This window comes from Halorussus salinus (genome assembly GCF_004765815.2).
Lineage (GTDB): Archaea > Halobacteriota > Halobacteria > Halobacteriales > Haladaptataceae > Halorussus > Halorussus salinus.
This window is the reverse complement of record NZ_ML974127.1, coordinates 955,138-980,585: the sequence shown is the minus strand read 5'-3', so window position 1 is coordinate 980,585 and position 25,448 is coordinate 955,138. Positions and strand designations below refer to the sequence as shown.

19 protein-coding genes are annotated in these 25,448 nt (G+C 67.9%); 12 read left to right on the top strand and 7 right to left on the bottom strand.

All coding sequences use genetic code 11. The features are described from left to right. Positions 1–33: 33 nt before the first annotated feature. The gene (locus EPL00_RS04965; protein WP_162224149.1) at positions 34–192 is read left to right on the top strand and encodes a hypothetical protein; all 159 of its coding nucleotides are present in this window, start codon (positions 34–36) and stop codon (positions 190–192) included. Here the strand turns inward: EPL00_RS04965 and EPL00_RS04960 are convergent, their stop codons facing one another. Beyond that, positions 193–1,044, bottom strand: a complete 852-nt coding sequence (locus EPL00_RS04960; RefSeq protein WP_135851542.1) for an SDR family NAD(P)-dependent oxidoreductase — start codon at positions 1,042–1,044, stop codon at positions 193–195. It lies immediately after the preceding gene. Between the two features lie 143 nt (positions 1,045–1,187). On the opposite strand from EPL00_RS04960, the gene EPL00_RS04955 reads away from it, so the two are divergent. The 6 genes from EPL00_RS04955 to EPL00_RS04930 all read left to right on the top strand — a co-directional run bounded on the left by EPL00_RS04955 (position 1,188) and on the right by EPL00_RS04930 (position 7,814). Continuing rightward, positions 1,188–2,618, top strand: coding sequence for an ABC transporter substrate-binding protein (locus EPL00_RS04955; RefSeq protein WP_202932573.1), 1,431 nt, complete (start codon positions 1,188–1,190; stop codon positions 2,616–2,618). A 3-nt stretch (positions 2,619–2,621) separates the two neighbouring features. Beyond that, a complete protein-coding gene (locus EPL00_RS04950) occupies positions 2,622–3,449 on the top strand; it encodes an ABC transporter ATP-binding protein (protein WP_135851544.1) in 828 nt (275 codons plus the stop codon). A 265-nt stretch (positions 3,450–3,714) separates the two neighbouring features. Then, complete coding sequence (locus EPL00_RS04945) at positions 3,715–4,413, top strand: ABC transporter ATP-binding protein (protein WP_135851545.1); 699 nt, start codon at positions 3,715–3,717, stop codon at positions 4,411–4,413. Continuing rightward, positions 4,410–5,438: a branched-chain amino acid ABC transporter permease gene (locus tag EPL00_RS04940; RefSeq protein WP_135851546.1), complete on the top strand. Its 1,029-nt coding sequence runs from the start codon at positions 4,410–4,412 to the stop codon at positions 5,436–5,438. Before EPL00_RS04945 ends, EPL00_RS04940 begins: the two co-directional genes overlap by 4 nt. A 187-nt stretch (positions 5,439–5,625) precedes the next feature. After that, entirely contained in the window at positions 5,626–6,753 is a 1,128-nt protein-coding gene (locus EPL00_RS04935) for a branched-chain amino acid ABC transporter permease (protein ID WP_135852464.1), read from the top strand. After that, positions 6,750–7,814 carry a 3-oxoacyl-ACP synthase gene (locus EPL00_RS04930; protein WP_135851547.1) on the top strand — a complete coding sequence of 355 codons (1,065 nt, stop codon included), beginning with the start codon at positions 6,750–6,752 and terminating at the stop codon, positions 7,812–7,814. The genes EPL00_RS04935 and EPL00_RS04930 overlap by 4 nt, the downstream gene beginning before the upstream one ends. Before the next feature lie 40 nt (positions 7,815–7,854). On the opposite strand, the gene EPL00_RS04925 is transcribed toward EPL00_RS04930, so the two are convergent. Continuing rightward, entirely contained in the window at positions 7,855–8,559 is a 705-nt protein-coding gene (locus tag EPL00_RS04925) for a universal stress protein (protein WP_135851548.1), read from the bottom strand. 131 nt (positions 8,560–8,690) lie between these two features. Then, positions 8,691–8,831: a DUF7563 family protein gene (locus EPL00_RS23455; RefSeq protein WP_202932543.1), complete on the bottom strand. Its 141-nt coding sequence runs from the start codon at positions 8,829–8,831 to the stop codon at positions 8,691–8,693. A gap of 143 nt (positions 8,832–8,974) precedes the next feature. On the opposite strand from EPL00_RS23455, the gene EPL00_RS04920 reads away from it, so the two are divergent. After that, positions 8,975–10,246 (top strand): MFS transporter, encoded by a 1,272-nt coding sequence (locus tag EPL00_RS04920; protein WP_135851549.1) that lies wholly within the window; start codon positions 8,975–8,977, stop codon positions 10,244–10,246. An 82-nt stretch (positions 10,247–10,328) separates the two neighbouring features. Further along, positions 10,329–11,426, top strand: a complete 1,098-nt coding sequence (locus EPL00_RS04915) for a phosphotransferase family protein (protein ID WP_135851550.1) — start codon at positions 10,329–10,331, stop codon at positions 11,424–11,426. A gap of 5 nt (positions 11,427–11,431) precedes the next feature. On the opposite strand, the gene EPL00_RS04910 is transcribed toward EPL00_RS04915, so the two are convergent. The 4 genes from EPL00_RS04910 to EPL00_RS04895 all read right to left on the bottom strand — a co-directional run bounded on the left by EPL00_RS04910 (position 11,432) and on the right by EPL00_RS04895 (position 15,238). Continuing rightward, positions 11,432–12,172, bottom strand: coding sequence for an ABC transporter ATP-binding protein (locus EPL00_RS04910; protein ID WP_135851551.1), 741 nt, complete (start codon positions 12,170–12,172; stop codon positions 11,432–11,434). A 16-nt stretch (positions 12,173–12,188) separates the two neighbouring features. Next, positions 12,189–13,031 carry an ABC transporter permease gene (locus EPL00_RS04905; RefSeq protein WP_135852465.1) on the bottom strand — a complete coding sequence of 281 codons (843 nt, stop codon included), beginning with the start codon at positions 13,029–13,031 and terminating at the stop codon, positions 12,189–12,191. 65 nt (positions 13,032–13,096) lie between these two features. Next, a complete protein-coding gene (locus EPL00_RS04900) occupies positions 13,097–14,092 on the bottom strand; it encodes an ABC transporter permease (RefSeq protein ID WP_135851552.1) in 996 nt (331 codons plus the stop codon). Next, entirely contained in the window at positions 14,093–15,238 is a 1,146-nt protein-coding gene (locus EPL00_RS04895; RefSeq protein ID WP_135851553.1) for an extracellular solute-binding protein, read from the bottom strand. It lies immediately after the preceding gene. A gap of 149 nt (positions 15,239–15,387) precedes the next feature. Between EPL00_RS04895 and EPL00_RS04890 the strand changes: the two genes are divergently transcribed. The 3 genes from EPL00_RS04890 (at position 15,388) to gltB (ending at position 25,430) form a co-directional block, all read left to right on the top strand. Further along, the gene (locus EPL00_RS04890; protein ID WP_135851554.1) at positions 15,388–19,695 is read left to right on the top strand and encodes a beta strand repeat-containing protein; all 4,308 of its coding nucleotides are present in this window, start codon (positions 15,388–15,390) and stop codon (positions 19,693–19,695) included. A 1-nt stretch (position 19,696) separates the two neighbouring features. Further along, positions 19,697–20,644, top strand: a complete 948-nt coding sequence (locus tag EPL00_RS04885) for a carboxypeptidase-like regulatory domain-containing protein (protein ID WP_162224148.1) — start codon at positions 19,697–19,699, stop codon at positions 20,642–20,644. Between the two features lie 103 nt (positions 20,645–20,747). After that, positions 20,748–25,430, top strand: coding sequence for a glutamate synthase large subunit (gene gltB / locus EPL00_RS04880; protein ID WP_135851555.1), 4,683 nt, complete (start codon positions 20,748–20,750; stop codon positions 25,428–25,430). The last annotated feature ends 18 nt before the right edge of the window (positions 25,431–25,448 follow it).

Sequence of the window (25,448 nt, the reverse complement as noted above, 5' to 3'; positions counted from 1 at the left end):
AGCTTTTTGTAGCCTGCTTGTCCAGTGACCGGTATGCCACGAGTCGAACGTAGCGACGGGCCGACCGTCACCTGCGACGCCTTCGAGGAGGGCCGGGAAGGACTAATTCTGAAGGACAGCCACGGCCGGAACGTCGGCTGGCTTCCCTTCGAGAAAGTCGAACACGTCCTGCCCGAGACCGGCGGGAAGTGACTACTCGTAGGTCAGCGTCATTCCGTCGTCGAAGCGCAGGTCCCCGCCGTTAAGGTGGCTGGCGTGCTTCGAGAAGCCGAACGCGAACAGGTTGGCGACTTCGACGGGCGTCATCATCTCCTTGCTACGCGACTGGCCGAGCATCACGTCTTCGACCACTTCCTGCACGGAGATGCCGCGTTGCTCGGCGGTGTCGGGAATCTGGTCGGTGACGAGCGGCGTCTTCACGTACCCCGTGCTGACCGAGAAGGCGCGCACGTCGGCGTCGGTCTCCTCGCTCTCGGCGGCGATGGACTGGGTGAGGCCTCGGATACCGAACTTCGCGACGTTGTAGGCCACCTTGTCGCTGGTGACGTAGTGGCCGTGGACCGACGCCATGTTGCCGACGCAGCCGAAGCCGGTCTCGCGCATGTGAGGCAGACACTCCTTGGACAACTGGACCGGCGCGCGCACCATGACCTCCTGCATCCGGTCGTAGGCCGCCATCGGGAACTCCTCGATGGGGTCGATGTGTTGCATCCCCGCGACGTTGGCGAGGAACGCGATACTCCCGTGGTCGGCCGCCGCGTCCACGATGGCGGGCACGTCCTCGCGGAGGTCGCCCGCGACGGTCTCGACGGTGCCCGGCAGGTCGTGGTCGGTGGCGCGTTCGCGGGTCTCCGCGAGGCCCTCCTCGTCTACGTCGGTGCCGACCACGGTGAGTCCGTTCTCGGCCAGCACGAGCGCGGTTGCGCGTCCGATACCCGAGGCCGCGCCCGTGACGAGCGCGGCGTTCTCGGGGGCGAATCGGTCGTCGTCCACGACGAGGGCGTCTTCGGGCGCGAACTCGGGAGCTGTCACTTCGTCGGACATGCGTGGAGACAGTCGCGCGGTCACTGAAAAACCGGGGGTTAATCCGTGAATCGGAGGGGCCGTGTCGAGGGAATCGGCCTCCTCGTTCACATGTTAACCCCGCAGTATTTGCCGGATAGGACGTATCACTCCAATCTGTTATGGTGGATGACAGCGTTTCACGGCGGCGATGGCTCACTGCACTCGGGGCGACCGGGGCAGCGGGACTCGCTGGCTGTACCGGCGGTGACGGTGGACAGAGTACGACAACTACGACTACGTCCGCGACCGACGAGACGACAGAGAGTGGCATGACCGAAACTACGGCGACGACGACGGAGCAGGCATCGGTCTCGGGTAAAGTGAAACTCGGCGTCCTTCAGCCGACCTCGGGCGACCTCAAGTACTACGGTCAGCAGGCGCTCTGGGGCTTTTACTCCGGACTCGCCCACAAGGCTGGCACCGACCCCATCGGCGACGCCAGCACGGGCACCAAGAGCGTCACGGTCGGCGATGTGGAGTACGAACTCGTCGTCCGGGACACCCAGTTCAGCGCGAAGAAGGCCCAGTCGCTGGCGACCGACCTCGTGAAGAACGACGAGGTGGACATGCTCTTCGGGTGTGCCTCCTCGGGCGCGGCCAACCGCGTCATCAAGACGGTAGCCAAGCAGGCCCAAGTCCCGTACATGGTCGGCCCCGCGGCGTCGGCCAGCGTCACGAGTAGCTCCGAGACCTGCGGGAACATGGTCTTCCGCGCGAGCGAGAACACCGCGATGGACGCCCGTTCGGGCGGGAAGTACGTCGCCAACCAGTCGGACGTGAGCAAGGTGTATCTGTTCGGCGCGGACTACTCGTTCGGCAAGGCGGTCGTCAACAACTACGAGCAGGTCCTCAAGAACGAGGGCGTCGAAATCCTCGGCAAGAAGTTCGTCCCGCAGGGCTACTCGGAGTGGAAGGGCCTGCTCGACAACGCGCAACAAGCAGGTGCAGAGGGCATCGTCGGCGGGTTCACCGTCGCCACCCTGCCCAAACTGTTCACGTCGTACCTCAACGGCGACTACGACTACCGCGTGTTCGGCGGCTTCGCCACCCAGATTACCAACAGCGTCGTCGGCCAGACGCTCCAGAAGGCGCTGGGTAAGCCGCTCACGAAGGAGAAACTCTCGAACACGGGTCTCGGCCCGTTCACGACGCGCTACCACTGGAACCAGTACGATAACGACATCAACAGCCAGTTCGTGGACACCTACACCAGCACGTACGGCGTGGTGCCCGACCTGTTCACCTCGGGCACGTTCACGGCCGCGTCGGCCATCGCCCAAGCGGTCACCGAGAGCGGTTCGACGCAGGGCGCGGACATCGCCGAAGCACTCCGCGGGATGACGGTCACGGAGACCCCGAAGGGCGAGAACGCCTACACCTTCCAAGAGTACAACAATCAGGCCCGGTCGGCAATGACCGTGGCGGACCCGGTCCCGACGACCGACGAGTGGGCCGACAACTGGGACGCCGCCGTGATGCCCAGCGAACCGCTGGCCACCATCGGCGCGGAGGAATCGACGATACCCAAGAGCGGCGTGGACTGCTCGCTGTAGGCCATGTTGCGAACCTCGGGATTGACGAAGGAGTTCGGCGGTCTCACGGCCGTCGACGACGTAGACTTCGCGCTGGAGGAGGGCGAACTCTGTTCGCTCATCGGCCCCAACGGTGCCGGAAAGACCACGTTCTTCAACCTGCTGACGGGCGTGCTGACCCCGACGGAGGGGAGCGTCGAGGTCCAGCGCGAGGGCGGAGGCTGGCGGGACGTGACCGACGCCACGCCCTACGAGACCGCGAGCATCGGCCTCCACCGGTCGTACCAGATCACGAACGTCTTTCCGACCAGCACGGTGCTGGAGAACGTCCGCGTGGCCGCCCAAGCCGCCAGTAACGACGGCGCGAAGCTCTGGCGAAACGCCGGAGCGTTCGAGGAACACCGCGAGGAGGCCCACCGAATCCTCGACCGCGTGGGACTGGCCGACGAGGCCGACACCGCGGCCGAGAGCCTGAGCCACGGCGCGAAGCGCCAGTTGGAGGTCGCCATCGCGCTCGCGGGCGACCCCGACGTGTTGCTCATGGACGAACCCAACGCCGGGGTCTCCTCGGAGAGCGTGGACCGCATCATCGACCTCATCGAGGACGTGGCGACCGACCACGCCGTCCTGTTGGTCGAACACAACATGGACATCGTGATGAACGTCTCGGACCGCGTGGTGGTCCTGAATCAGGGCGCGGTCATCGCGGAGGGCACCCCCGACGAGGTCCGGGGCGACCCCACGGTGCAGGAGGCGTACCTCGGCGGCTACGAGGCCGGAAGTCTCGACACCGACGAGAGCGCGGCCGACGCGCCGGACGCCGGGACCGACCCGGAGGAGGGCACGGCGTGACGGCGACCGCCCACGGCGCGCGCTCGGTGCGACAGACCACGGTCCGGGTGGATGAAAGGGGCCGCCCGCTCGCGTTTACGCGGTCGTCTGACCGGCTCCTATCCGCGCCGCGCGGTGCGGGAAGGCGAGGATATGTCGGTCAGCGACCGCGAGCGGGCGGGGGCTTTCCGAACAAACTCCATCCTGTTCGCATCGGTCGAAGAAATCCAGACCGGCCTAAGGACTATATAAATATTTTTCAAACAAACATAAAGGAGGCCCAAACGTGACGCTACTCGAAGTGGAGAACGCTCACACCTACTACGGCGAGAGCCACATCCTCGAAGGCGTCTCGCTGGAAGTCGGCGAGGGCGAGGTCGTCGCGCTGGTCGGCCGGAACGGCGTCGGCAAGACGACGACGCTCCGGACCATCCTCCAGTTGACCCCGCCCAGCGAGGGCGCGGTCCGCTACCGCGGCGAGGAGATAACCGGACTCGAAACCCACGAGGTCGCCGACCGGGGCGTCGGCTGGATTCCGGAGGAGCGGCGCATCTTCACGCAACTCTCCGTCGAGGAGAACGTCAAGGTCGCGGTGCCCGAAGGCAACGACGTTCGCGCGGCGGTCGAACGCGCCTTCGAGACGTTCCCCGACCTGCGCGAACACAGCGACCGCGACGCCGGGAACCTCTCGGGCGGCCAACAGCAGATGCTCGCGCTCTCTCGCGGGTTGGTCGGCGACAACGACCTCCTGTTGGTGGACGAACCGAGCGAGGGACTCGCGCCGCTCATCGTCGAGCGGGTCGCCGAGGCGCTGAACGACGCCGCCGAGGACACGACCATCCTGCTGGTCGAGCAGAACCTGCCGCTGGCGCTGGACCTCGCCGACCGGTTCTACGTCGTGGACAACGGACAGGTGGTCGAGTCCGGGAACGCCGACGAGACCTCGGCCGACGACGAACGACTCAGGAGGTATCTCTCCGCATGATAGAATCGACACTGGCCAACCTCGTCGTGATGGCGGGGTTCGTGGACGCGCTCGGACAGTTCCTGCGGCCGGGGAATCTAGCCGCCGTCTTCGTGGACGGACTGGCGAAGGCCGCCATCTACGTGATGATAGCGGGCGGCCTGACGCTCATCTTCGGGCTGATGGGCGTGCTGAACTTCGCCCACGGTTCGATGACGATGATCGGCGCGTATCTGGGCGGACTGATAATGATCGGTCTCGTCGGAGGAGGAACCGGGTTCGGCGCGAACCTGCTGTTCTTCTTCGTCGCGCTGGCCGCGACGTTCGCGCTACTGGCGGGACTGGGCGGCGTCGTGGAGGTCGGTCTCATCCGACGGCTCTACGACCGCCCGCCGGTCTACCAGATTCTGCTCACCTTCGGGTTGACGCTGATTCTGGACGAACTCGTCCGCATCGCCGTGCTGTTCTACGGGATGCAACCGACCAGCGACTGGCAGTCCGCGCTCGGCACGAAACCGAACGCGCTCGCCGCGTCGGTGGACTTGGGCATCGTCTCGGTCAGCGGCCTCTCGCTGTTCGAAATCGCCTTCGGGGCCGCGACGGTCGCGGGCCTGTGGGCGTTCCTCACCCGGACCCGGTACGGCATGATAATCCGGGCCGGGAGCGAGGACGCAGAGATGACCGAGGCGCTGGGCATCGACGTACGCCGCGTGTTCACCGTCGTCTTCGCGCTCGGCGCGGGCGTGGCTGGCGCGGCCGGGACGCTCCTGATGTGGGACCCCGCGTGGGGTGCCAGCGTCCCCCTCGCGGCCGACACCCTCCTCCCGGCGTTCGTGGTCGTCATCATCGGCGGTCTCGGCACCTTCCGGGGCACCGTCGTCGCGGCGGTCATCGTCGGGATGACCGACGCCACGATGACGTGGTGGTTCGTCAACGAGATCGACTTCGCGGGCCTGCCCGAGATGACCATCTTCCTCATCCTCGTGGTGATGCTCATCTTGCGCCCGCAAGGGCTGTTCGGCGTCGAGGAGGTGGGCGGCCATTAGCGCAGAAACCGCCGACTCCGACGCGGACGCGACCGCGGCGGAGACCGACCCCGAGACGGGAACAGAGACGGCGTCGTGGCCGGTGCGCTACGCCCGCGAGCAGACCGCGCACCTCGTGGTCATCGCGTTGCTCGCGGCCTACCCGGCCGTCTACTCGGCGCTCGTCACCTCGCCGCTGAGTTCCGAGATGGTGGCGATTCTCCCCGACGTGGAGACCATGATAGCGGTCCTCTACTTCGGGCTGTTCGCCATGTCCTTCGACTTCATCAGCGGCTACACTGGGTATCTCTCGTTCGGCCACGCGGCCTTCTACGGCGCGGGGGCGTACTTCGTCGTCCTCGCGTCGAACGGCAAGATACCCTTCGTCGCCACGGGCACCTCGTTCGTCTTCCTGCTGGTGCTGGCGGGACTGGTCGCGGTCGTTCTCGCCCTGCTCATCGGCGCGGTGTCGTTCCGCCTGTCGGGCGTCTACTTCGCGATGATTACGCTCGGCTTCTCGCAGGTGCTGTACGTGTTCGTCCGCGGCTGGGACTACGCCGCCTCGAACCCGCGGGACGGTCCCGCGGTCCTCGAACGCACCGAGCCGTTCAGCGTCGGCGTCCCCGGCGTGGACTCGCTGAACCTCGCCATCGGCCAGCTCGCGGGCGACAGCGTGGAGGGGCTCCTCGGCTTCCTGAACTTCGGGACGACCGAGGTCTCCTACTACATGATCGGTCTCGTCGTCCTCGTCTGCTACTTCGCCATGCAGCGCATCATCCACTCGCCGTTCGGGCGCGTGCTGGTCGCCATCCGCGAGAACGAGGAGCGCGCCGAAGCCGTGGGCTACAACACCTTCTGGTACAAGCTCGGCGCGTTCGCGGTCTCGGCGTTCTTCGCCGCGGTCGCTGGCGGCCTGTTCGCTGGCTTCCAGCGGTCGGTCTCGCCCGAGAGTACCTTCTACTTCCTCGTGACCGGCGACGCCCTGCTGGCCTCCATCATCGGCGGGTTCGGCACGCTCGCCGGACCGCTGTACGGCTGGCTGTTCGACGAGAGCGTCACCGAGTTCCTGTCGAAGACCGGCGAGGGCGGCGGACTCCTGCCCTATCTCCGGGAACACCTCGGCGACGCGACGATGACGACCGAACTCTGGAACGGGCTGACGGTCGGACAGGCCATCGACACGTTCCTGAACGGCCACGCCGAGTTGTACATCGGCGTCATCTTCGTGCTGTTCGTCCTGTTCGTGCCCAACGGTCTGCTCGGCACCGTCCGGGACCGCCTCGGCGGCCCGGTCGGCAAGCAGGTCGCCGCGCGACTGCGAGGTGACGACAGATGAGCGAGCGAGAACCGGCGAGCGAATCGACGCGAGAGTCGGTGGAAGACGACTCCGCTGTCGGACTGACCGGCTACGGCACCTATCTCCCCGAGGAGGTCGTCACGGGCGAGGAGATAGCCGCCCAAAGCGACATTCCCGAGGAGGTCGTGGTCGAGAAGATGGGCGTCCGCGAGAAGCGGGTCTGCCCGCCCGACGACGACCACGCCACGGACATGTGCGTGAGTGCGGCCGAGGAGGCGCTCGCGGACGCCGACCTCGCGGCCGAAGATGTCGATACGGTCCTCTACCACGGCTCGGAGTTCAAGGACTTCGTGGTGTGGAGCGCCGCGGCGAACGTCGCCGAACGACTGGGGGCCGACGACGCCTTCGCCGTCGAGAGCTACGCGCTCTGTGCTGGCGCACCGCTGGCAATCCGGCAGGCCAAGAGCCAACTCGTCGCGGACGCGCCCGAGGCCGCACTGCTGGTCTCGGCGAGCCGCGAGGAGGACCTCGTGGACTACGGCAACGAGGACTCGTCGTTCATGTTCAACTTCGGAAGCGGGGCCTGCGCGATGGTCTTGGAGGCGAATCCGGACGAGTCGCGCACCCGAGCCACGATTCGTGAGAGCGCCGCCGTCACGGACGGCAGTTTCTCGGAGGACGTGGTGATGCCCGCGGGAGGGTCCCGCAACCCCGCGAGCCACACCACGGTCGAGCAGGGGCTTCACACCCTCGACGTGCCCGACCCCGACGACATGAAGGAGCGACTGGCCGACGCCAGCCTCCCGAACTTCGAGCGGGTCGCCGACGACGCCTTGGACCGGTCGGACTACGACCGCGACGACCTCGATTTCGTCGCGCTGACTCACATGAAGCGGTCGTTCCACGATATTCTGACGAGCAAACTCGACGCCGAGAACTACTACCTCGACGAATACGGCCACGTCCAGAGCGTTGACCAGATTCTCGCCTTAGACGAGGGCCTGTCGCGCGGACTGGTCGCGGAGGGCGACCTCGTCTGCTTCCTCGCCGCGGGGACCGGCTACACGTGGGCCGCGACCGTGCTGGAGTGGCGCGGATAGACGCGAACGCCGGTCGCGTCGGCGGTCGCTCCGAGCCGTCTCAGTCCTCTCGAACGACGATAATCGGCAGTTCGGTCCGTTCCGCGATGGAGTCGTACGTCTTGCCGAAGACGCGTTCGAAACCCGGCTCTTGGGTCTCGCCCATGACGACGATGTCGTTGTCGGCCGCGGCTTGACTGATGGCGAACGCCGGGTCGTCCGAGACCGCGACCTCGGTGTCGATGCCGGTCCGGGAGAACCCCTCCGCGACGAGTCGGTCCGTGACCTCCGAGAGCAGTGCCTCGCCAGCGTCCACGTCGGCTTCCGATTCGGCGACGTGGAACAGGTTCGTGTGCAACAGCACGTCCTGATTCATCGCGCAAACGAAATCGACGACCGGTTTCGCGAACTTCTCGTCGCGGACCGCGACCAACACGTGGCCGAGCGTCGTGATGGGGTTGGGAACCAGCAGTGCGTCCACGCCTCGCTCCTCGGCGACTCTCGTCGGCGCGTCGGCGACCTCCTCGCCGACGACGAGTTCGACCTCCGCGAGTTCCCCGCGGTGGACGAAGTCGGCCGCGATGTTGTAGAGGACTTGGTTGGCCTCTATCCTCCGTCGCTGGCGCTCGTCGTCGCTCACGTCGTCGTCGAGTTCGTACACGCCGAGGAGAATCACCCGACAGTCGGTCAGTCCCTCGACGAACGTTGACGGGAGCGGGTCGGGGTCCGGGAACTCGACCGGAATCAGTACGGTTTGGGAAGCCATTGCCGTCCGGGATACGAGGCTGGTGCGAAAAGTTTCTGGGGCCGATTCGAGACACCACACGGTCGTTGCCGGAGGTTTCGGATCGAGCGCCGAAACTGCCACCGGCGGCGACCCCGACGAGGTCGCCTCCCTCAGCGTCGGGTGGCCGCGCCGTTCTTGATGTCAGTCTTCTGCTTGCACTCGAAGCAGCCGTGAACCTCGCCGTCGCGTCCGCCGAAGACTCGCTCGAACTCTCGGGTGACGAACGCGCCGCAGTTCTGACATTCGGACATGGGCCTGTATCGTCGCGGGCGACAGTTGACCTTTGGGGCTACTGTGGCGGCATTGGCCGCGTTCCGGCGGCTCTCGAACGCGGCGACCGGCGAGCGACGCTTCGTTTCGAAATATCTTTTCCGTCTCCCCGAGCGTGTCCGGTGTGAACGACGAGAACCTACAGTTCTACGCGCTCTATCTGACGCGGTTCGCGTCCGGGTTCGGGTTCGTCACGCTCCTGACGCTCCTCCCGAAGTACATCACGCTGTTCGGGGCGTCCGGCCTCGTCGTCGGTCTGTTCACGACGGCGTTCACCGGGGCACAGACTCTCGCGACGATTCCGCTGGCGTGGGCGGGAGACCGAGGAGACAAGCGTCTCGTCCTCGTGGGCGTCCTCGGGTTGAGCGTCGTGAGCTACGTGGCGTTCGCGCTCGTCTCGACGCCCGCCGCCGGGTCGTGGCAGTTCATCGCCGTCCGGGGGCTACAGGGTATCGCCGTCACCGGGTCGGGGCTGATGTCGCTGGCGCTCGTGGGCGAACTCTCGCCGCCCGACGGACGGGCGAACCACATCGGCAAGGCGAACGCGTGGCGACTCGCCGCGGGCATCCTCGGCGGCCTCGCCGCTGGCGGCCTGTACGAGTGGGGCGAACGAGTCGGCTGGGGCGGGTTCGACACGGTGTACACCCTGCTGGTCGCACTCCTCGTGCCCGCGATGGTCGGCGTCTGGTACCTGCTGGACGAAGACGAAACGCGCGTCCGGGGCAACCCATTCGCGGGACTCGCCTTCAACCGCCGACTCCTCACGCTGACGAGCTTTCGCGCCCAGTACGCCGTCGCGGTCACGCTCGTCCGGACGTGGGTGCCCATCTTCGCGGGCGTCACCGCGGCGAAGGGCGGACTGGCCTACGCGCCGTTCGCGGTCGGGTTCGTCCTCGCGGCCGAGAAGGTGACGAACATGCTCCTGCAACCGTTCACCGGCCGCCTCTCGGACCGCGTGGGTCGCTCGCTGTTCGTCTTCGTCGGCGGCGGTCTCTACGGACTGGTCGCGCTGGTCGTTCCCTTCACGCCCGCCATCGGGAGCGCGCTCGGTCTCCCCGCCACCTTCCCCGTCTTCGGGAATCTCTCGGTCGCCTTCCTGCCGCTGTTGGCGTGCAACGCGCTGTTGGGGGTCGCAGACAGCATCCGGGAACCCGCGAGCATGGCCTTGTTCGCCGACGAGGGCACCGACGACGGGAGCGTCGCGTCGAGTTTCGGCATCCGCGAGTTGGTCTGGCGGCCGGGGAGCGTCCTCGCGCCGATGCTCGGCGGTGCCCTGATGGCGACGAACATCGACTGGGTGTTCTTCGTCGGCGCGGCCGCGGCGTTCTCGGGCATCTTCACGTTCCTCGGGGTCCTCTCGCGCAACTACGGCGCGCGGGCGCTGACCGAGTGGTAGCCCGACCAGACGAGGAGTTCCGTCGCGGGAATTTCTGACACACCACCGAAACGTCCTTCTCGTCCGCTCCCGACTCTCCGCTATGGACGACCGGATTCGGTCGGTCCTCGACGTGGCTTTCCCCGACCGCGAGGTCGAGCGCGTCGAGACTGCCGAGCCATCGTGGAACGACAAGAACGAGACCGTCAGCGTCGCGTTCGCTGGCGACGACGGGACTGGTGGCGGCAGGACTGGCGGCGGCGGGACTCCCGGCGGCGACCGAATCTATCTCAAAATCGCCGCGGACGGCGACGCCTCGCGCGTCGCCCGCGAGGAGGCCGTGATGAAGTACGTCGGCCGCCACGCCGAGGTCCCGGTGCCGACCGTGCTGGCCAGCGGGACCGGTTCGACCGAAGACACCGAGAGGGACGGCGAGACGGACCCTCCGGTCCCCTACCTCGCCACGGCCCCGATGGCGGGCCAGCGCCGCCTCGAACTGTGGTACGACGACGAGGCCGACGACGAGCGCCGCGCCCTCCTCGCCCGGCAAATCGGGCGGACGCTCGGCCGTCTCCACGACCTCCGGTTCGAGCGCCACGGCCACATCGTCGGCGGGGACGCCGATGGTCTGGAACTCGACGCCAAGCCGTGGACAGACGTGCTGGTCGAGCGAATCGACCGGATGGCCGACATCGCGGGCGAAGGCCGATTTTCCCACCACTTCGAGGGGGTCGTCGCCGCGGTCGAGGAGAACCGCGAGCTGCTGGACGACGCGCCCGCCGCGCTGGTCCACGGCGACCCCGCGCATCCGAACTGTATTCATGCGCCAGCGGACCGCGACGCGAACGGGGACGACGCGGGCGAGGAGACCGCGGAGCGCGTCGGCCTCCTCGACTGGGAGATCGCCCACGTCGGCGACCCAGCCAGAGAGCTTCGGCGGACCTGTCGCTTGCAGTTCGGGCCGCTCCGGTCCGTCGGACCGGACCGACTGGTCGCGGCGTTCCACGCGGGCTACCGCGAGACTGCGGGGTCGCTTCCCGACGGGTTCGAGGCCCGGCGGCCGGTCTACGACGCCGTGACGCTCCTCGGGGCCTCGGGGTTCTTCGAGAACTGGGAACACCGCTTCGACGAGCCGACCGACGAGTTGGCCGACGAGGTGCAAGCAAAGATGGACGAGCGACTAGCGGAGATTCGGACGTGACGAAATCAGTGCGTCACGAAGTCGAGGTCCACGGGGTCTAACGACACGAAGTCAGCGACGAACTCGTTTTCCGGCGACTCGTAGATTTCCCGCGGTGTGCCGACCTGCTCGACCACGCCCTCGTTCATCACGGCCACGCGGTCGCACATCAGCATGGCCTCCTCTTGGTCGTGAGTGACGTAGAGCGCGGTCACGCCGAGGTCGTCCAAGAGCGCGCCCATCTCGTCGCGGAGGCGGCGCTTGAGTCGCGCGTCCAGTCCGGTCATCGGTTCGTCAAGCAGGAGGACGCGCGGTTCGATGGCGAGCGCGCGGGCCACGCCGACGCGCTGTTGCTGGCCGCCAGAGAGGGTTTGGGGGTCGCGGTCGGCCAACTCCTCGATGCCGACCAACTCCAGCAGGTCGGTTGCGCGCTCGCGGCGCTCGTCGGCCGGGACGCCCTGCATCTTCGGCCCGAACTCGACGTTCTCGCGGACCGTCATGTTGTCGAACAGCGCGTACGACTGGAAGACCAGTCCGGCGTTCCGGCGCTCGGGCGGGACGTGGGTCACCTCCTCGCCGCCGAACAGGACGCTCCCCTCGTCGGGCGTCTCGAAGCCAGCGACGGTCCGGAGCGTCGTGGTCTTGCCACAGCCGGAGGGACCGACGACGCCCAGCACCTCGCCGTCTCCGATAGTCAGCGAGACCGAATCGACCGCGGTCGTGTCTGCGAAGCGTTTCGTCACCGAATCGAGTGTTATCGTTGCCATGGTTGGTGTCAGGGGGTCAGTTTCGCACGGAGAACCCGCGGCTCCCGACGGCCTGTAGCAGGGCGGTGATGCCCGCCACGAGGAGAAAGAACGTCGAGACCGCGGCCGCGGTCGTCAGGAAGGAACTGTTCGAGATGTTCGCCTTCAGAAACAGCGAGAGCGGTCGGTTGCCACCGGAGACGACGACGTACGAGAAGTTGAACTCCGCCGCCGCCAGCGTCCAGCAGATGATGGACCCCGAGACGATGCCGGTCCGGGCGTTGGGTACGATGACCGTCAGGAAGGTCCGGGGCCACGACGCGCCGAGCGACCGGGCGGACTCCTCGATTTGCCGGAGGTCCATCGACTCGAAACTGCTCTGGACCGCCATCACCATGTAGGGTGCCTTGAGCAGGGAGTAGCCGACGATGAGTCCGACGTTCGTCGCCGCGAGGTCGGGGTACGCTCGCAGGAACGCGACCCCGAGGACGATGCCCGGCGCGAGCGGGAGGACCGCGAAGGCGTTGACCCACTCCCGGCCGGGGAACTCGTAGCGCGCCACGGCGTAGGCGATGGGGACGCCAGCGACGAGGTTGACCGCGACGCCGCCCAGCGCCAGAAAGAGGCTGGCGAACAGCGGACTCGCCCGGACCATCGCGCCGACGTTCGGGAAGGCGTCGATGACGGCGTTCAGATTGAGCGAGTAGTTCGCGGCGTCCGAGACCTGCTGGAACCCGAGGACGTAGCGCCAGTGTTCGAGCGTCACGAACCCCGAGGGGAGCGCGCCGGTCCACGTCCGGGCGAACGACGCGACGAACGTCACGACGATGGGCGCGACGAGGAACAGGACCGTCAGCGCGAGGACGCCCGTGACGAGCATCCGGCCCCATTTGGCGGAGAAGCCGCCGCGACGCGTCGCCGAGTCGGCGACGCGTTCCGCATCGGTCATATGCCCACCTCCGCGCTCGTGTAGCGCAGACCCAACACGGTGAACCCGAGGACGAACGCGAACCAGACGACCGCCATCGCCGACGCCAACTGGATGTCGAACTCGGGACTCAGCACGTCGTTAATCTGGTAGGTCCACGGCTGTTGCACGAGGGCTTGGCTCAGCACGACGAGCGTCCCGAAGATGGCCAGCGCGGTTCGGAACGTCAGGATGGCCGCGCCGACCAGCCCCGGCTTGATTTGGGGCAGGGTCACGTACCAGAACGTTCGCGCGGGCGAGGCCCCGAGCGCGCGGGCGGCCTCCTCGGCGTCGGTGTTCAGTTCCGAGTAGGCTCCTCGCAACAGCAACAGCGACCGGGGAATCATCGAGTATAGGTAGGCCAGAAACAGGCCGACGACGCTGGTCGAGAGCGCGAGCGAGGTCGTGGACTGCCCGGTCACGACCGCGCCGAACTTCGTCAACAGGCCGCTGTTTCCCAGCAGGACGATAATCATGAACGCCGCGACGATGCCGGGAAGGCTAATGGGGAACGACAGCAGGGTCAGCACGTGGCGCTCGCCCGGCAGGTCGTACTTCTCCAAGGCGTGTGCGACCGGCACCGCGACCGCGAGGCTGGCGACGGTCGTGGCGGCCCCGAACCAGAGCGTGTTGAACGCCGCCTCGTGGAAGGACCCGTCGGTGCCGCCTTCGAGCAAGAGTTCGTAGGTCCGCGTCGAGACGCCGGTCAGGACCACCTCGCCCTGCGCGAGGCTCGCGGCCACGATTCCCGCGGGGTCGAACGTCGTGACGTACTTCGAGGTCGAGAGGCTGATTCGAAGCATCTCCCAGAGGGGGTAGAGTCCGGCCACGCCCGCGAGCGTCAGGAACGGGAGACAGAGCGCGACGATGCGTCTGCGCTCCCGGTCGCGCTCGGTCTCGGGGGCCAGACGGTTCCGAACCGTCTCCGCCGCGCTGGCCAGTCGCTCGCCGGTACTCGCGTCACTCGTCGCCATCTATAGGCCAGCCTTGCTCTCGATTTCGTCGATGATGCTCGACTGCTTGTCCACGAGTTGCTGGTAATCGACTTGGAACTCGGTGTTCGAGTAAGTCTGCTGGGACGGGAACTCGTCGGGCATCTCCAACTCGGGGGCGCGAATCGGCCGGACGTAGGCGTCCAAGAACTTCTTCTGGCCTTCCTTCGAGAGAACGTAGTCCATGAACAGCTTGCAAGCGCCGGGGTTGGGCGCACCCTTCAGCATCCCGAAGCCGTAGGGCTGATTGAACGCCCCCTTGTTTCCGTTCTCGCCCTTCAGGAGCGCGACGCCGACCTTCTCCTCGGCGATGTCCTCGTTGTTGTGCTTGAGATTGAGTCCCGAGTAGTCGTAGCGGATGAACGTCGCGTACTCGCCCTTCGTGAACTGCGCGAGGAAGTTGTCGGTGAACTCCGCGCCGCCCTCTTGTATCTGCTCGTAGTAGTCCACGACCGGACTCACGTCGTCCATCGACCCGCCGCGGGCGTTGTTGACCGAGAGCGCGCTTGCCAGTCCGACCGCCGCGGTCGGCGTCTGGAGCGCGAGGTCCTTCGTGATGTCCGGGTGCAGGAGGTCGTCCCATGTCTCGGGTTCGTCCAAGCCGCGCTCCTCGTAGATGTCCTTCCGGTACGTGACCGCGGTGGTCATCCGACGCGTCGCGGTCATGTGGCCGTTGTCGGACTTGAGCTTGTCCGGCACCTTGTCCCAGTTGGCGGGCTTGTAGGCTCGGGTCAGGTCGTCCTGCATCGCCAAGATACCGTACGTGTAGCCGCCGTTGTACGCCGAGTGGGTCGGGTTCTGGGCGTGGGCGCGCAGGTCCTTCAGCGCCTCGCCCGACGACCGGTCGTCGTCGTTCAGGGGGACGCCGTACTCGTTCTCGAAGGCCTCCATGATGGCGGGCCAGTTCGACCAGCCGGACTGGACCGCGTAGACGAACAGCTTGTCCGGGAAGTCCGAGGAGTTCACCGTCGTCTGGGAGTCGCCGTAGCCCACGTCGTAGGTCTCGCCGCTCCCGTTCGCGTTCGTGTTCTCGTCGCTACTGCCGAGCATGCCAGCACAGCCACTCAACCCGGCGGCCGCCGCCGCGCTCGCTCCCGTGACGAATCGTCGTCGTGTCGTTTCGCGCATCTCGGTTGGAGCGACCACAAGTGACAGTTAGTAGATTTATAATTGTTCTATATCATTCACATTCTATTACATACACTAAATAGGTAGGACGAACGAGGTATTTTCAAAAACCGATAGGTCTATATGTAGTAACTTGAAAGGTAGAAAAAATGAGTCCGTCGCGGACGCGCGAAACCGCTTCCCTCCTCGTGGCGGTCGTGGTCGCGGTCGCGGCCGTCACCGCCGGAACGGCCGTGTGGACCGACACCGCGGGGGCACGCGCCGAGGGCGTGAACCTCGACACGTCCGAAATCGAGGCGGGCGACGCCTTCACCGTCAGTTACTTCGACGATGGCGCAGACGGCGGAACGACGATACACGTCGTCGTGGACGTGGACGGTGACGGCGAGTACGACGCCGACGACCGAACCGCGACGACCGCCTCCAAAGACGGGAAAGCCGACTCGTTGACGTTCTCCGACACCGCCGACCTCGACGGCAACTACACGGTCTACGTCTACGAGGGACCGAGTTCGCTCTCGTCGGGGACCGACCTGACGAACGCCGGGTCCGCGACCGTCTCCATCGACGGCGAACCGCCGTGGGTCAGCCAGTTCGACCTGACGAACTCCTCGGGCGAGGAGCTAACCGTGACGATGACGACCGACGAGCGACTCCAGACCCGCGAGGTCACCCTCTCGGGTCCCGAAAGCACGACGCTCTCGGGGACCGACTTCTCCGAGACGGACAACGGCGACACCTACACCTACGAGGCGACCTACGCCGTCGGCACCGACGGCGACTACACCGCGGAGTTGCGGGCCGCGACTGACGAGTTCGGCCACGACGCGGCGGACAACCAGACGCTCACCGACACCGTGACGGTGGACACGACGCCGCCGACCCTCGACGCGACCGAGACCGCGGTCGGCGCGCAGACGGTCGAAGTCCGGTTCAGCGAGGCGGTCACGGATTCGTCGGGCAACGCGCTAGCGGCCGGGGACTTCGCGTACGCCGATGCCAACGGACAGGGTGCAACCGGCGTCACGAGCGTCGCCCACACCGCAGGCTCGGACACCGCCGTCCTGACCCTCGACGCCGCCGTCGCGCCGACCGACCTCGGCAACGACACGGTGGCTCCTCGGGCCGACGCGATTCTCGACGCCGACGACAACCCGGCCGGAACCGCGACGACCGCGCTGGCCGACACCGAGACCCCGGCGAAGCCCCAATCCGCGACGAGTCGCCCGGTCAACGAGAGCAACGTCGAGGAGTACGACCTCGCCGTCTCGCTCCGTGACGACCACGAGGCGGGCACGCTCGCGGTCCGCGTCTCCGACGGGAGCGCGACGGTCGAAGCGACGACCGCCGTGGCCAATCGGACCGACGGCGATTCGGACCCCCACGACGTGTCGTTTCCCGGCCTGAACCTCTCGACGCTCGCCGACGGACAACTCTCCGTCGAGGCGACCCTGACCGACTACGGCGGGAACGCCCGGACCGCGACCGTCGCGACGCCGACCAAGGACACCGACGCGCCGACCGTCGCGAACGCCACCATCACGAACGCACCCATCGGGACCTACGACGTAGGGAGCGAACAGACCGTGACAGTCGAGTTCGCCGAGGAGATGGACACCTCGGACGCCCCCAGCGTCACCATCACGGGGCTGGCGCGGTCCTACGACGTGACCGGCGGCGAGTTCGTGAACGATACCGCGTGGGCCGGGAGCGTGACTATCGTGGACGACGACGAGGAGACCGAAGCCGCGATTCGGGTCGCCGACGCCACCGACGCCGAGGGCAACGCGCTCGTGACCGACGCGACCAACACCTTCGAGGTCAACACGACCGGACCGGCGAAACCCGAAGCGACGACGGCCGGGAACGTGACCGCGAGCAACGCGACCGACTACGACGTGACGGTCGAACTCGTCTCGGGCACCGACGCCGACGAGGTGAAAGTCCGGGCGAGCGACGGGACCGACTCCGTTGTCGAGACCGCGAGCGTCGGTCCGAGCCAGACGACCGTCACCGTCTCGGGCATCGACGTGTCGTCGCTGGACGACGGGCAGATAACCGTCGAATCGGCCGCGCTGGACGACGGCTACCGCAACGTCGAGGGGTTCGTGGAGCCGACGACCGTCGAGAAGGACACCGCCCCGCCGACCGTCGCCGACGTGACGCTGGCGGAGGGCCGCGTCACTGACTCGACCGCCGGGTCCCCACAGCAGGTGACAGTCGAGTTCGCCGAGGAGATGAACAGTTCTGACGCGCCGACCGTCACCCTCTCGGGACTGAGCCAGTCGTACGCGGTCACGGGGAGTTTCGACGACCGCCAGACGTGGACCGGCACGGTCACCGTCGCCGACGACGAGGAGGAAGCGACCGCGACCGTCTCGGTCGCCGACGCGACCGACCCCGTGGGCAACTCCATCACGGCAAACAGCCACGACTTCCCGGTGGACACCGACGCGCCCGTCGTCACGAACTTCACGGTCACGAACCCGAGCGACCGGCGGGTCCGGGTCGCCTTCGAGAGCGACCAGTCGCTCGCGTCGGTCGGCGTCACCCTCGACACGCCCGGCGGGAGCGTCGCGCTCGACCGGACGGACTTCACCGAATCGGGAACCGGCCCCTACAGCTACGAGGCGACCTACGACGGGACCGGAGACGGCACCTACGAGGCCACACTCGACACCGCGGCCGACGGCGCGGGCAACGACGGCGCGACCGGCCAGCGGGACGCGACGACCGTGGACGAGACTGGCCCGACGTTCTCGGCGGCCTCGCCCGCGGGGACGACCGTCGCCGACGACCGAAAGAACGTCAGCGTCGGTGTCTCGGACACGATTCACGGCGTGGACGCGACCAGCCTCGAACTCACGGTCGAAGACTCGTCCGGGAGGCTCCTCGACGCGGTCGGGACGGGCGCGGCCGGAGTGACCTTCTCCGGCGGCACGCTCGCGCTCGACACCGACGCCGCGGGCCTCGCGTTCGCCGACGGCGAGGTGACGGTGACGGTCGCGGCGACCGACTCGGTCGGCAACCCCGCCGAAACGACGTTCTCGTTCGACGTGGACACCGCCGCGCCGACCTTCGGTTCGGGGTCGCCCGGCGGAACGGTCGCCGACGCGCAGGCCACCGTCGAGGTCCCGGTCTCGGACGCGACCGCGGTCTCGCCGTCGTCGGTCGCCGTGACGGTCGAAGACTCGTCGGGGACCCTCCTCGACGCGGCCGGGACCGGCGCGTCCGGCGTGACCTTCTCGGAAGGGACCGTCGCGTTCGACCCGGCCGCCGCGGGCGTCACCCTCTCGGACGGCGAGGTGAACGTGACCGTGGCCGCCGCCGACACTTTGGGCAATCGGGCGAACGCGACCTCGTCGTTCGCGGTGGACACGCCGCCGACGATTCGGAACTTCGACGCCACCGCGACCGGCGACGGGGTAGACATCTCGTTCGTCTCGACCGACCAGCTATCGACCGTGCGAGTGACCGCGACCGGACCGAACGGGACCGAGACCGTCGAGACCGGCGCGTTCGACGGAAGTTCGGCGGGCGACGACTACGAGTACGCCGCGACCTTCGACCCCGGTCCGGACGGCGAGTACAGTTTCAGCCTCGACGCGGCGACCGACCCGCAGGGCGACGGCGCGACCGGCCAGACCGCGACCGCGGCCGTGGACAGGGCCGACCCCGAACCAGCGAGCGCGTGGATTCGCGGCGCGGACGGGACCGAGACGACGCTGACGGTCTCGTTCAGCGAACCGGTCGATGCCAGCGCGCTCGCTACAGACGACGTGTCCGTCGAAGGCGAGAGCGTGACCGGCGTCGCGGACACCGGGAGCGCGACGACGCGGGTCAACGTCACCGTCTCGGGCAACGTCTCGACCGGCGACGCCCCCAACGTCTCGTTCGACGCCGGGAGCTACACCGAGGCGGTCGGCGACGGGAGCGGCGGAACGGACGCGGGAACCGCGATTCACACGCTCCGACTCTCGCTGTCGCCGGGCAGAAACTACGTCTCGATTCCGGCGGTCGAAGACGACGTGTCGCTGGCCGAACTCGACCTCTCGGGCGTCGAGACGGTCTGGACCTACGACGACAACGCGTGGCGGAGCTACGACCCCGACGCGCCCGCGAACGACTTCTCGGCGCTCGTCGGCGGGAAGGGCTACGTCTTCGTGGCGACCGAGGAGACCGCCATCGACGTGACGGTGGACAACGTCGCGGCGGGCACGCCCCGGAGCGAGCGACTCGAAGCGGGGTGGAACCTCGCGGGCCACTGGGAGGAGGGCGAGCGCGCGGCCGACGCCGCCCTCGGCGACGTGACCGACGCCGCCATCGCCGTGGAGGCCCGCCAGAGCGCGACGGGGCAGTTCCAGCAGGTCCTCCTCGGTTCGGCGACGTTCGAGCCGGGCGAGGCGTACTGGGTCTACGTCTCGGAGAACACGACGTACAACACCACCAAGTACTAACATGACTCTCGAATCCGACTCCGAGCGACGACGGGCGCGCACGGTCGGCTTGCTCCTCGCGGCCGCGGTGGTCGTGGCGGTCGTCGGCGTCGCGCCGGGCGCTGGCGTCCCGAAGCCGCCCCACCGAATCTACGGGACCGTGACCGACCAAGACGGCGACGCGCTCGCCGGGGCGACCGTCGAGGTCGTCTACGACGGGACGACCGTCGCCACGGCGACGACCAACGAGAGCGGGTTCTACGACGTGACGGTAGAGGACCCCGACGGCGACGCGGCCGACGAGACGCTGGCGCTCGCCGTCAACGGCGATTCGACCGGCGAGACGACGACGTGGGAGTCGGGCGCGTCCGAGCGCCGCGACCTGACCGGGACGGCGAAGTCCGGGACGACGACCACCACGAGTGCCACGACCGCAACGACGACTGCGACAACGACGACGACCGGCACGACGACTGCGACTACGACGACAATGACCACGACCACGACGACCACGACCACCGCGACGACGACCGAGGACCCCGACAGCGGACTGGAGGAGCGGGACGACACCGGCGACCGACGCCGACCCGACGAGGAGGCCGACGGGACCACGACAGCGGATTCGACGACGACTGCGACGACCGCGACGACCGCCGCGACCGCGACGACCGCGACCACCGAGCGAGCGGTCGAAGACGACGGAACGACCGCGACGCGCTCGGACGCCGCGACGACGGCCGACCCGACCGTCGAACCGACGACCGGCGAGTCCGCCGACGCGACGACGCCGGAGACGACCGCCGAGACCGACGAGACGCCGGACGCGACGGAGACCGACCGGTCGGCCACGACCGCCGCGACCGCGGACGACGAACTGCCGCTCCCGAGCGGTCCCGTCGTCGTCGCGGCCGGAGGCGGCGCGGTCGTCGGGGCGGGCGTGGTGGTGTTCGGACGGCGACTCCTCGCGTGAGGAGTTCCGCCCGTCTCAAGCATATTAATTCCCTTATTTGGTATTAAAACGTCCTTAGCCATTCAGGGGTAGCCTCTTGTAGGGGTTCGCGCTTGATTTATTCATGACCGAGTACCCACCTTCCGAGTCACGACCCCGACCGCAGTCGGGGGACCGCGGCGCGCGTCCCGACGACCGACTCGCCGACGCCCACGACCGCCTCGCGGACCCCGACGACTACCGCGCGAACTGCGGGGTCGGCGTCGTGATGGACCTCGCGGGCGAGGGCGACGCCGACGTACTCGCCGACGGTCTCGACCTCTTGGAAAACCTCGAACACCGCGGCACGACCGGCGCGGAGGAGAACACCGGCGACGGCGCGGGCGTCCTCCTCCAGAAGCCCCACGACTTCTTCGCCGACGAACTCGACGCCGATTTGCCCGACCCCGACGAGTACGCGGTCGGGTCGCTGTTCTTCCCGAAAGACGACACCGCGCGGGAGCGCCTCCAATCGCTCGCCGAGTCAGTGCTGGAGGGCGAGGGACTGGACCTGTTCGCGTGGCGTCGCGTGCCGACCGGCGACGCCGACCTCGGTCGGACCGCGCTGGAATCCGAACCCGACATCTGGCAGTGTTTCGTCCGGCCCGCGGACGAGCGCGAGGAGACCGGCGACCGACCGGCCGACGAGTTCGACCCCGAGACGTTCGACCGCGACCTCTACGTCGCCCGGCGTGTCCTCGAACGCTCGGTCGGCGGCGTGGACCTCGCCGGCTCGGACCGCTTCTACGTCTGCTCGCTCGACCGCCAGACCGTCGTCTACAAGGGCCTGCTGAAAGGCGAGCAACTGCCCGCGTACTTCCCGGACCTGCGCGACGACCGCTTCGAGACGCAGTTCGCGATGGTCCACGCCCGGTTCTCGACCAACACGCTCGGCGCGTGGCACCTCGCACACCCCTACCGCAACGTCGTCCACAACGGCGAGTTCAACACCATCCGGGGCAACGTCAACTGGATGCGAGCGCGCGAGAACGACCTCGAATCCGAGGTCTTCGACGCCGAGAAGGTGACGCCGGTCGTCGCCGACCCCGAGGGGAGCGACACCGCCGCGGTGGACAACTCGCTGGAACTGCTCATGCAGGGCGGGCGCGACCTGCCCCACGCGCTCAGACTGATGGTCCCCGAGGCGTGGCGCAAGGACGACCGGATGGCCGACGAGCGCAGGGAGTTCTACGACTTCCACGCCTCCCTGCTGGAACCGTGGGACGGTCCCGCGCTGGTCGCGGCGACCGACGGCGAGCGCGTCGGCGCGGTCTTGGACCGCAACGGCCTCCGGCCCTGCCGGTACGACGTGACCACCGACGGCCGACTCGTCATGGCCAGTGAGGCGGGCGCGCTCGACACAGACGAGAGCGAGATACGCGAGCGCGGCCGCCTCGAACCGGGCCAACTCTTTCTGGCGGACCCCGACGAGGGCCGCGTCGTCCCCGACGAGGAGGTCTTCGCGGACTTGACCGACGAGCGGTACGGCGAGTGGGTCGAAAGCGAGCAGGTGGAACTCGACGCCGCGACCGCGGCCGACGCTGAGGCCGACCCGCGGGCGTCGGCGACCCCCGACGCGCGCCTCGACGCCAGCCTGCGCGAGCGCCAGACCGCGTTCGGCTACACCCGCGACGAGTTGGACGAACTCCTCGAACCGATGGCGGAGTCCGGCAAGGACCCCGTGGGGTCGATGGGCGACGACACGCCGCTGTCGGTCCTCTCGTCGTTCGACCGACCGCTGTTCTCGTACTTCAAGCAGTTGTTCGCGCAGGTGTCGAACCCGCCCATCGACTACTTGCGGGAGGACTGCGTGACCAGTCTGGAGAGTCGGCTCGGCAACCAGCGCAATCTGCTGGACGAGTCGCCGGAACACGCCCGCCAGTTGGTGCTGGACTCGCCGGTTCTGACCGACGCCGAGATGACCGAGGTCCGCGAGCAAGGCGAGATTCCGACCGCGACGGTGGACGTGACGTACGCCCCGGAGACGGACCTCGAAACCGCGCTCCGGCGCGTCCGCGAGGAGGCCAGCGAAGCGGTCGAATCGGGCGCGGAAATCGTGGTCCTCTCGGACCGCGAGGTGGGACCGGACAGGCTCGCTATCCCGAGCCTGCTGGCGACCGGTGCGGTCCACCACCACCTCGTCCGGCGCGGCCTCCGGAACCGAACCGGCCTCGTCGTGGAGTCGGGCGACCCCCGGACGGTCCACCACCTCGCGTGTCTCGTCGGCTACGGCGCGGGCGCGGTCAACCCGACCCTCGCGTTCGAGTCCATCGCGGACATCGTGGCCGGACCCGACGGCGTGGACGAAGCGGAAGCCATCGACGCCTACGTCGCGGCGTTGGAAGACGGGCTTCAGAAGACGATGTCGAAGATGGGCATCTCGACCGTCGAGAGCTACCGCGGGGCCCAGATATTCGAGGCCGTGGGGCTGGACTCGGAGTTCGTCGAGGAGTACTTCGAGGGCACCCCCGCCCGCACCGAGGGCATCGACGTGGAGGGCGTCGAGGAGGCCGTGCGAAAGCGCCACCGGAAGGCGTTCGAGAGGAAGGGCGACGAGAGCGACGCCGGGAACGAGGACGCGCCAGAACCCGAACGCCAAGGCGAGTTCGAGCATCGGTCGAACGGTCGCCGCCACGAGTGGAACCCCGAGACGGTCGGGACGCTCCAGCGCGCGGTCCGGGAGGGCGACGCCGAGACCTACGCCGAGTTCGCCGCGGCCGCCAACGACCACAACGACGGTCCCCGGACTCTGCGCGGTCTCCTCGATTTCGACTCGTCGGGCCGCGAGTCGGTCCCGGTCGAGGAGGTCGAATCGGTCGAGTCCATCGTGAAGCGGTTCTCGACTGCGGCGATGAGCCTCGGGTCGCTGTCGCCGGAAGCCCACGAGAACAACGCCGTCGCCATGAACCGTCTCGGCGCGAAATCGAACACGGGAGAGGGCGGCGAACCGCCCGAACGCTTCGACACCGAGCGCGAGTGCAACGTCAAGCAGGTTGCCTCGGGGCGGTTCGGCGTCACGAGCGCCTACCTCGCCAACGCCGACGAGATTCAGATCAAGATGGCCCAAGGTTCGAAGCCCGGCGAGGGCGGCCACCTTCCGGGGAGCAAGGTCAACGAGATGATAGCCCACGTCCGGTACGCGACGCCCGGCGTCGGCCTCATCTCGCCGCCGCCACAGCACGACATCTACTCCATCGAAGACCTGAAACAACTGGTCTACGACCTCAAGTCGGCCAACCCCGACGCCGACGTGAACGTGAAACTCGTCTCGGAGGACGGCATCGGCACCATCGCGGCGGGCGTGGCGAAGGCCAACGCCGACGTGGTTCACGTCTCGGGCCACTCCGGCGGCACCGGCGCGAGTCCCCGGACCTCCATCAAGCACGCCGGACTCCCGTGGGAGTTGGGTCTCGCCGAAGCCAACCAGATGCTCCGCGAGACCGGCCTGCGCTCGCGGATTCGCGTCAGCGTGGACGGCGGCCTGAAGACGGGCCGCGACGTGGCCGTCGCCGCACTGCTGGGGGCCGAGGAGTACGTCTTCGGGACCGCGAGCCTCGTCACCTCGGGCTGTGTGATGGCCCGCCAGTGCCACGAAAATACGTGTCCCGTCGGCGTCGCCACCCAGCGCGAGGACCTGCGCAAGCGGTTCCCCGGCGAACCCGACCACGTTGTCAACTACATGCTGTTCATCGCCGAGGAGCTACGCGAAATCATGGCCGAGTTGGGCTTCGAGACGGTCGAGGAGATGGTCGGTCGCGTCGAGTGTCTCGACCAGCGCGAGACCGACCACCCGAAAGCGAGCGAACTCGACCTCTCGGGAGTCGTCGCCGACCCCGCCGACTACGACCCCGACGACCCCCAGCGGACCAAGACCCGCGAGCAGACCCACGAAATCGACGACCACCTCGACCGGGACCTCCTCGCGGCCGCCGAGTCGGCGGTCGAAGACGCCGACCCCGCGCACGTCGCGGCCGACATCGGCAACGAGGACCGCGCGGTCGGCGCGATGCTCTCGGGGCGCATCTCCGAACGCCACGGCGAGGGCGGCCTGCCGACCGGCACGCTCTCGGTGGACTTCCGGGGCACCGCGGGCCAGAGCTTCGGTGCCTTCCTCCAGTCGGGCGTGGACTTCCACCTCACCGGCGCGGCGAACGACTACCTCGGCAAGGGACTGTCGGGCGGCCGCATCGCCGTCTCGACGCCCGACTCGGCGGGCTACGACCCGACCGAGAACGTCGTCGTCGGCAACGTCGCGCTCTACGGCGCGACCGGCGGCGAGGCCTACGTCAACGGCGTCGCTGGCGAACGCTTCGGCGTCCGTAACTCCGGGGTGAAGGCGGTCGTGGAGGGCGTCGGCGACCACGGTTGCGAGTACATGACCGGCGGCGTTGTCGCCGTACTCGGCGACACCGGCCGGAACTTCGCCGCCGGGATGAGCGGCGGCGTGGCCTACGTGCTGGATGAAAAGGGCGACTTCGAAGAGCGCGTGAACAGAGGGATGGTCAACCTCGAATCGTCGCTCTCGGAGCGCGACGAGACGGTCCTGCGCCGCCTCGTGGAGAACCACGCGGCGTACACCGACAGCGAGCGCGCCGCGGAGCTACTGGCCGACTGGGAGGCGGCGGTCTCCTCGTTCGTGAAGGTGATGCCCGAGGCCTACGAGCGCGCCGTGACCGAGGAGGGCCGCGAGGACGTGCGGAACTCGCCGCCGCCCGAGGCGTGGAGCCACGAGGAGTCGGGGCGAGTCGTCCGGAGCGGGGCGGACTGAGCGTCTCGACTCGATGGG